This is a genomic window from Chitinophaga sp. (genome assembly GCF_035564935.1).
GTDB lineage: Bacteria > Bacteroidota > Bacteroidia > Chitinophagales > Chitinophagaceae > Chitinophaga.
The window spans coordinates 1-9,729 of sequence record NZ_DATMTE010000189.1 but is presented as its reverse complement, the minus strand read 5'-3'; the positions used below and the strand labels follow the sequence as shown (position 1 = coordinate 9,729).

3 protein-coding genes are annotated in these 9,729 nt (G+C 48.3%); all 3 read right to left on the bottom strand.

Annotation, left to right across the window (positions count from 1 at the left end):
- The coding region (locus VN105_RS04940) for a TonB-dependent receptor (protein ID WP_325638519.1) at nucleotides 1-2,236 on the bottom strand (2,236 nt) is incomplete at its 3' end.
- Nucleotides 2,237-2,302: 66 nt separating this feature from the next.
- A complete protein-coding gene (locus tag VN105_RS04935) occupies nucleotides 2,303-2,512 on the bottom strand; it encodes a hypothetical protein (RefSeq protein WP_325638517.1) in 210 nt (69 codons plus the stop codon).
- A 284-nt stretch (nucleotides 2,513-2,796) separates the two neighbouring features.
- Nucleotides 2,797-9,708: a cell surface protein SprA gene (gene sprA, locus VN105_RS04930; RefSeq protein ID WP_414647225.1), complete on the bottom strand. Its 6,912-nt coding sequence runs from the start codon at nucleotides 9,706-9,708 to the stop codon at nucleotides 2,797-2,799.
- Nucleotides 9,709-9,729 lie beyond the last annotated feature (21 nt).

Sequence of the window (9,729 nt, the reverse complement as noted above, 5' to 3'; positions counted from 1 at the left end):
GCGACGGGCCTACCCTGTAGGTTTTGCCATAGGCAGATTGTTCTGCGGTGGTGGCATACAACTGATCGCCAACATTCATACAGTTGAGCCAGCACTCAAACCTTTTGCAGGTATACCCTGCCCTGGCGTTAAACAGATCGTACCCGTTATATACAGCCGTGTTGGCAGGATCCATATAATATTTGCTGATATGCTGCCATTCAGCGCCTATCCTGAAACCAGCCAGGAATGCAGGTTTCCAGGTAACTTCAGTATTAGTGATCCATTTAGGGGCGCCACTCATCTGGTTATTGTTATACACTTTACTTCCATCTGAATAAGCTTTAAAAAGATGTTCGGCATAAGTACCGCTGCTGCGTACAAATACGCCCGGCAGCGGCGTGTATTTAATATTCCACTCTACGCCGCTGTGGGTGGTGGCGCCGGTATTCCGGTTTTCATATATACCATCGGCATTTCTTACACTGATAATTTCATTGCTGCCATTCATACGGTAAATGCTGAGGTCCGCATAACCTTTCTCCTGTGCAAAGGCAAGCCATCCGCCTGCTTCATAGTTCTGGTAAGTAGCCGATTTCAGCACCGGTACTTTTACACCTGTATACAATTCTGAAATGTTAGGCGGCGCAAATCCTACACTATAATTTGCATACAACCCACGATTTTTACCGAGGTTATAAGTAAGTCCCAGTTTAGGCGTAACGGCATTAAAATTATTCCGTTCGCTGGGTGCGCCGGTATATGCAGAAGGCGTGAGATGGTTTTCGAAATTATAATCCATACGATCGTAACGCAAAGCAGCTACTACCCTCATTTCCGGCAATGGAGAAAATTCAAACTGTGTGTACACGGCACTGTTCAGCAATCCCACCCGGTAATCGGTGAGCACGGAATCAGTATTACGATAACTAGCGTAATAACCGGCAGCATCTTTCGTAATATCTATATAGTTAGCTACATAGGTAGCAGGGCTATAGTCCGCGCTGATACCGGCAATAAGCGCTGCCTGTTTCCACCTGAACTGTTTTTTATGCTGCGCAATAATGCCATAGCTGTTGAAGCCGTCGCTGTTGATCTGCCCGTTTGCCTTCAGCGTGCCTCTTATGTCTTTGATAGCATAGAAAGGATTTTGCCCGATCGTATTGTTACGGAAGAAGGCGGTAAAGGTAGTATGGTTGCTGTTATCCCATTCATGTTCCAGCGTGCTGCGCACACGCAACGCCTTTACTTCACGATAGGTAAATGTTTGAAAGTTGCGGTAGTCTTTTGCAAAGAAGTGGGTGCTGTCGAGCCCACCGGTCTGGTCTGTTTTATAATTGATCAGTGTAGCGGCGTTGGTCCATTTGTTCTTTTCATTTACCTGGTACTCCACTTTAGCGGTGAGCGCCAGTTTATGGAAATCGCTATGGTCCATATAACCATTGGTTTGACTGGCATAGTAACCGCCTACGGCAAAGCCCACTTTTTTCACGGCATTGGATACACTGAAATCTGTTCTTTTGTATCCCCGGTTACTGCCTTCCAGTTGGATCCTGGCAGTAGGCACCAATGTTGGGGAGGCTGTAATAAAGTTAACGGCGCCGCCTACTGCTTCGCTGCCATATAATGAGGAAGCGGGCCCGCGGATCACTTCCACGGATTTCAATGCAGCCATATTGATTTCAATCAGTGCATTGTGATTAAAGTCGCCGATTGTTCTGATGGGAATACCATCTTCCAGGTAAAGGAAAAGACTTTTATAGCCTATGGGCTGGCGGATAGCCATTGTATGCTGTTCATTGCCCAGGTCCACCATATATACGCCGCTCACTTTATTCAGTACCTTGTCCAGGGTAGTGGCTTTGGTTTCGCTCAGTGTTTGAGCGGAGATAGTGCTGATGGCTATCGGCGCTTCTGAGCGCTGCTGTTTATCGCGTGAAGAAGAAACGATGATCTCGTTCAGGCTGGTAGTGCGCTGCCGCAGGTAAATCACCGGTGTTTTTGCAGCTGCTTCCGCTGGCAATTGAACAGGAACATATCCCACGTATGATATTTCTATGGAGTCTGCTTCTGCAGCTGTTAATTCATATTTCCCCTGTGCGTTGGTATTACACCCGGTAGTGGCGTGTAACAGCCTTACATTCACACCTGGCAGCGCTTCTTTTGTTTGAGCATCTGCCACGCGCCCATGTATCTGCTGTGCATAACTGTTAGCCACAGCCATGCATGCAATGAGGAGTAAACAACATTGTTTCATGTATGTACGTCATTGTACCGTTCGCTGATGGCGAACAGGATTAGTCAGGTAGTATAAGTTCAAAAATCAGGCTACTACCAGCTGTGGCGGATGGAAGATGGAGAGTGCCAGTGAATGAAGGCGGGGCGCCTTATAACAGGCGTTAAAAACGGGCTGATTAACGGGGGGCGTAGTGTGGAAAGATTGTAACGCTTCTACAAACATCACCTCGTATTTATCTTTCCCGGTGTTGTTGTTTTTGTCCTGCTGTGCATCCCTGTCGAGTTCCTTTTTCAAATGACAGCGACCGTTACAGTGCATTTCAGGTTTGTTCTTATTTTCGCAAAGAACGCTCGCAATGTAGGACTGGTTCATTTTAAACTGCACGAAAATCACGCTCCTGCTGAAGTTTTGTAACAGCAGACCCAGAAATATGCATATGATCCCAAACCCTTTCACGCCGCAAACCTAGTAAATAATTATCAATCCCCTGTTATGAAAAAACGGATTTATAGTTAGACAAACGGGACAATTTATGCAGTTATTCATCTAACTATAAATCCATTATATATATTTATTCCCTATTGCGACAGTACAAACCGGAAGGTAATACCGCCACTGGTGCTGGTAATGGGGTATGCGGTAGAAATCACCGGTATGGTTTGCCTGCGGTCGTAGAAGAATCTCAGGTTCAACCTGTTATTCACTACGTAATCGATAGATGGTGAGATACCCACTACTTTCTGGCCGCTGGTAGGAATAGCCAGGTCGGCATCCAGCCGGTTATTGGCGGTTTTATCGTCCCGGAAGCTGAGGTCCAGCCGGAAGTTCATATCGTTCTGCAGTTTTTTACCTCCATTCTTGCTCAGGGAGAATGGCAACTGGACGCCTCTTACGCGGTAGCCTGCACCAATAATTATTTCACTGGAACGCACTTCTGTAAGCTGGTAATCGATAAGGCTCAAACTGAGGGAACGGCTCTTTCTAAATTCCACCCTGGCATTGAGGCTGTTCACAAAAGTAAGATCTACACCAAGTAACGGCGAGAAGGATTCCGTAAGCGTAAGGTTAGGCACCATAAAGTACGGATAGTAATTTCCCGAAATGGTATCCCTGAACGCGGGGTAGCCGGAAAGCCGCGGATCTTCAAAATACATCGATGTATTGTAGGAGTTCATACTCAATGTACCCGTATAGGCGTGCCTGATAGTAAAGTTGGTCAGGAAAGAGCGGAATGGCTCCAGCTTTGTTAACCCGTTATAAGTGAGGCTCCAGTTGGGTTTCGGAACATAATTGCTGAAAGGATTGCTCTTCACATTATCGTTGCCCTGTTTCAGCAGCGATACCTTATCCGGGCTGGTACCTGTGTAAGCCGCCAGGAAGGCCGGTATCAGCACATCCTGTGCATACCGGGTGTAACCGTATGCGTAGGTTGGATCCTTAGGATCACCGGATGGAACACCCGGATCTTTATTGTATGGATTTGCAGCGCCCAGCCTTTTTGAGATGGTGTTACGGTACGATTCAAAATTGCGGAAGGTTTGTGAAATACCATCCGAGGTATTGATTTTACCAAACATGGTTTTGATAGCGATATAGGTAATTTCAAAACCACCGGCATCATATGGGCTCAGGTGCTGGAAGTCTGCCGGGTCTGTGAGATTTTTAAACAGTTCCGTATGTGTTTTGGTAAACGACTTGGTCATGGTCAGATCAATGCGCAGGTCATTTATCGGCTCCAGCTGGGCCTGTAAATCCCAACGCTGTGTAAATTGTTGTTGCGCCTGGATGTTAAACAAGGTATCCGGCGTAATGAGTCCTTTTTGTGCAAATTTGTCGAACCATTTCCGGTCCGGCTGGTAGCCAAATACGAAGTTCAGGCCCGGCGCCATGGTGGCCCAGTTCATACCAATGATCTTGGTACTGTCTATATAACCTGGTAAACGGGTACCGGCGTTTTCATTGAAATTAAACCCGATCCGTTTCAGCATCATTAATGGTTTCAGCAAACCTTTCACCCATGGAGAAATTTCGTCGGAAGATGCGGTCTGGTTCTGGTTCGACTGGTTACCGTTATTATTTTTGTTATTACTATTCTGGTTGTTATTGTTTTGCGGCTTCCTTGCATTCACATTGCGGAGGAATTTCGATTTATTATAGAGTTCCACGAATTTAAATTCCGCTGTCAGTGTTTTCTGCTGGGAGTTTTCAATGGCGTTACCCAGATACAATGCCAGCTGGGAAGCGCCTGTCCAGCGGTATTCCGTACTGTATCCGAACGCGATATTGGTCCAGCTCAGTGCCGGGAACTTCGCCGTAGGCAAGGTATACGTGAAGTTGGCGTTGTGCATGTAATTGGTATTACGCCCGCCTTTGAAGAAGTTGCGGCGTACGGTATCTTTCTTCGCCGAGTTATCGATACGGCCGTTGGGTTCATCGATACGGGCATTATTCACCGCATTAAATTCAAAGTTGATGCTTCGTGTCAGATCCCATTTAACGGTATAGTACCGGTCGAACGTAAAGTATTTATTATAGGTTTCCGGGAGCTGGTATTTTACGTCGCCGCCTACGTTACGCACGCGGGTGGCGCCAAACTGCCTGGAAACGTCTGCCCTGAAGCTCAGGATAGAGGGCACGTAGTTAACATTGAAATCGCGTATGAGATCGAGCCAGTGCGTTTTACTTTTGATCAGTTTTTTAAACGGTTCCAGGTAATGCGGCTGGCCGGCGTAGTTGTAACCCAGGCCTCCCCTGTGCTTGGTGAGCACATCACTTTGAATGATGGGGTTATGGCGCAGGATCTGTGAGAAGGAATAGCTGATGTCAAAGTTTTCTATATCCCACAGGTGCCGTTTTCCGCCGCCACCCAGGTTGAGTTTCCGGACATTGGTGAAGTTGAGGCTTTTGATGGAGGTGAAATCCTGTGCATCGCGCCGGATGGAATCTTTCTCCCGCCTGCTCCTGGCGAGGGCAATTTTATCTTTCAGTTTTATATCCAGGTCGTAAGGATCATATTCGGGGTTACTGGCCGATTGTGAGTAACCGGCATATACAGGAATGGAGATCCCGGCTTTCTTTGGCAGCAGTTTACCCAGATCGAGATTGGCGGCTGCATCGTATTGCAGGAAGTTATCCCTGAACCGTTCATTTACGCGCTGATCTATATTTCCGAACCCGGCGGTATGCATATTACCGGAAATGGAAATGGATCCCAGGTCTGACAGTTGTACATCTACCCTTGCCAGTGCCGCGTACCCGCCTTTTTCATCGAAATCGGTGAGGCGCAGTTCATCCAGCCACACTTCCGCACAGCGGGGTTGCCCATCGTCTTTTGGATTCTGGATACCTATCATCATGGTACGGGCGTCGCCCAGGCTGGGGTTACCCACTACCGTCATAAAGTTTCCGTACTGGTCGGCCACCGGGTTGGCGGGGTATGGCAGCAGCGGTGAACAGGAATCGCACATGTTGCGTTGCTGTTTCAGGGTGCTGAGCTGCGACATCAGGAGATCGAGGTTGTTGCGTTCCGGCCAGATATCGAGCGCTGTTTTAGGACCATTCCAATCTGTTACTTTCAGCGGGATGCGGTATTCGTAGTAGTTGCTTACAAAGTCGCTACCAATACGGATCACCGCTTGTACCTGCCCGTCTTTCAGCGAAGTGGCGGTACCTACTGCTTCTGCGTGAATAAACATCTGCAGCTTTTTGTACTGGCGCAGATCCATATTCAGTGTTTTGTACATGGCGCGCATTTCGCCGTCCTGCAGGTTGCAGAGCTGAACAGACAGGGACTGTTCATTCAGTTGCAGGGTAGTATTGTTGGTGCTGATGGTATTTTGGCGTACTACTCCCGGGGGCAGTACATATGGAATAGGTGTACGGGAAGAGTTTTCTTCAATATTTACAGCAGAAGAATTAAAGGTAGTGGTATTATCCAGCGGTATAGGATCACCGGGACGCAGTTCGTACAGGTAGCGGCGCCATTGGTTGCGCACCAATTCCAGTTTACCGAAACGCACTACGATAGAATCGCTGAAATTGGTAAGGAACATACGCATGAAACGGATGGATTTGAAATCCGGTATGTTACCTATTTTGGCATTGAACTGGTTCAGCGGCACTTTAAACTGGTACCAGGTTTCGGTTGTTTTCTGGTTATTGGGCAATGTCACATCTGCATCTATCTTATCCACAATAAAGTTGGAACCTACTGCCATGTTGGGTTTCAGATCCACCCTATACTGGAAATATTCTTCCGTTTCATTCATGGTATTGTCCCTGTTCAGGTCTTCTGATTCAGGAATGTTGGTAGCTGCAGAAGAGAACTGTGATTTCGGGTCGGATACCGGGGAGTTACCTTCCGGGTTGCTGTAGTTCTTATAACGCTGCAGGATGGTAAGACCATTATATACCGGGTCGCGGTAGTGTTTATAATCATCGTTTGCCGGATCCTGAACGGCGCGGTTATACACCGGGCTTCCGCCAAAGTTCTGGCGCAGCGTATCCATATAGCCTTTGAAGAAGGCGGCTTCATCCTGCGATTTTAAACCGTCGTATCCTACGTCCTGGTAGTTGCGGATATTGGGATCATTATCAAAGGCCTGGGTGATCTGCTGCTGGAACTTAGGTACACGGCCCCATTTGGAGGAGTCGATCTTATTCGGATCCTGGCGGGGATCGGGCATCCCGTTTTCAAAGAATTTTTTGGAGTCTTTGAGGATATCTTCCGATACATTACCTAAGTTGAAATACAGGGAACCGCCGGTGCTGTTAGGCTGTTTGATAAAAGGATCCTGTATCCAAAATTCGATGTATTCTATATTGGCTGTTTCAAAGTCGCTGTTATCAATAGCCCTCATGATACCACCCCACTTACCCTGTGGCCGGCTCAGGTGGCCGTTGTTATCCATGGCTATAGGGGTATTGGTAAAGTTGTAAGGACCTCTTTCTGTTGGATAGTAAGCCAGATCGAGGGTGCTTAACTGGCTTTGTCCGAAGTCGGTAGACCTGTTTTTGAACACTTCTTTCTGGTATACCAGCCTTACGCGCGGATCCGACTGATCGTCTACAGAAATACCCGCGGGCAGGTTAGGGGATTTGGGTAACTGGAGGGTTGGTTCTATGATATACCAGGCCAGTTTTGCCCTGTTTTTTCCGTAATCCGTGATATTATTCAATTCTGCTTCGGGGAACATCACCCTGCCATTGGCATCGGTAGCGCCTTTTGGCGTAGAGGCAAGCGCCCAGCTGGTAGCCGGGAACTTCAGGTCATAACCGCTTTTCACGCCTTCAAAGTCGTCGATGTAAGCAGTACCGCTTTTGCTGCCGGGTTCATTCACCAGCTTACTGTGGCCCGGGAACAAACGGGCTACCTCGCCGGTGAACAGGATATTGGAAGGAGAAGAGCTGGTATAGTTGGGCAATTTATCCAGGAAGCGGTTAAGTCCTTTCCATTCGGAGGCGTAGTTCGCATCGAGGCCCACCATGGTATTTTTAATGGGGTCTTCCCCATAGTTCACTTTCTGGTAATACGGTCTTTCGCTCATACGCACTACTGTACCGCCCAGGCTCAGTTTATCATTCACAAGATAATCCAGGCGGGTACCAAAATAGTTCCGGACCTGTTGCCCGAAGAGGGAATTATTTTCAAACTGCACATTGATAGGCACACCGGAGTTAAGTACGCCTCCGTTGATGATTTTCAGTCTGCCGAGGTTATAGTCGATGATATAATCCACATTTTCACGGAGCTGCTGCCCGCCGGCGGTAACCACTACTGATCCCGGCGGGATGGTGGTACCGGAGCCGAGGTTGATTTCGGAGCTGCTGGCCGATTTATAGGATCCCCTGATCACATACCGGTTCAGTTGCGGAAACTGCTGCGCCACTACTTTGATGGAATCGTATAATACGTTATAGAGGTATTGTTTTTCCAGGGCGGCATCGCCGTTAAAGGCCTTTTTCAATCCATCCGCGAATGGTTCCAGTACGGGGAACATGATCTTACCGGTAAGGGAATTGATCGTATAGCCTTCCACGTAATCGAACACGCCATCTGGCTGTGGATCCAGCTGGTTATTGAGGCGGTCGAGGTTCAGAATAGTAATGATCGGTGCGCCGGCGTAGTCGCCTTTGGCATCGGGGATATACCGTTTGTCGCTGGGAGGGCGTCCTTCGGCCCCGGGGTCTTTATAGTATACATCCATGCGGAAGTCTTCCTTATTCACCTGGAAGGCGCCGGTGGCGTAAATATTTTTCATCATCAGGTCCCATACCGGGAGGGTGGGACGGGCGGAAGTGGCTTTCAGCAATTTGAGGAACAGCACCGGCTGGTTGGCGCTGTTGTTCTGATCCGGGGGTACATCCTGGGAAAACTCACCTACCTGGTACACCCTTCCATTGTAGGTGTACTGGTAAGCTACAGCCAGTACTTCATCTGGCTGTAACTGTTGGTTAAGGGAGATGAAACCCAGCTGGCGGTTATAGATGTATTCTGTAGAATCGAGCTTACGGGCAAATGTTTTCTCAAACTCTGATACCGGTTGCAGTCCAATATTCAGGAGGCGGCTCACTACTGTTCCGGTGTTCCTGCTGGCGGGGTCGCTGATCAGTTTTGAATAGAGGTCGTTGGTTCCCCTGTCCGGTAGCTTGGAGCTGGTAAGTACATTGATATCGGTTTTATTGTAGGGGTTCTGTTCCGCCAGGTCCATCAAACCAACGATATCGCGGGTTTGGGTGGTGGCCCCGGTTTTATTGGTTACCCACACTTCCAGCCTGGTGATATTGACCAGCGATTTAATTACCGGCAGGTTAGACATGGCGGTATTAAAGTTATCACGGAAGTATTGCGCCAGCAGGAAGTGGCGGTTATCTTCATACTCATCGGCCCTGAGGTTGTAGTCCTGCACCTGGGTACCGCCTTTGAGCATGAGGTTCTGCTTCTGCGATTTCTGGTTGGAGAGTACACTGGTAACGGTTAAGCGGCCGAACTGCAGCTGGGTTTTCACCCCGAAAAGCGACTGTATACCCGAAATGAGGGTGCTGCGCAAGGGGAAGCTCACGTTACCGGCTTCAATCTTCTTGATAATTTCATCGTTGTAGCCGGTATATTCCAGTTTAACCTGGTTTTCAAAGTCGAACTGCGACTGGGTATTATAGTTGGTGATAAGTTTCAGTTTATCCCCGATCTTCCCTACCACGTTCATATTGATGCCCATATCAAAATTAAACCCGCCATTCTTCCTGGCCTGTTCCACCAGTACGGGGTTCTTGATATTCTGGCCCTGGTATCCGAAGGTAAGGTCCAGGCTACCCTGGGGGCGGATATCTACTTTGCTGCCGCCAAAAATACGGTCGAACAGGTTATTGCCGTTATAGAGGGCGGGTCCGTTGGCGCGTTGGTTCAGGTTACCGAGTGCGCTGGCCCTTTTTTGCCAGTAGTCCTGTTCGCTTTGTTTGGATTGCAGCTTATAGAACTCGTCGAAGTTCATATAGGTAGGATTCCGGTAGTA

Coding starts and splice junctions, on each gene's coding strand:
- sprA (WP_414647225.1), bottom strand. CDS start 9,708: ATGAACTTCGACGAGTTCTATAAGCTGCAATCCAAACAAAGCGAACAG.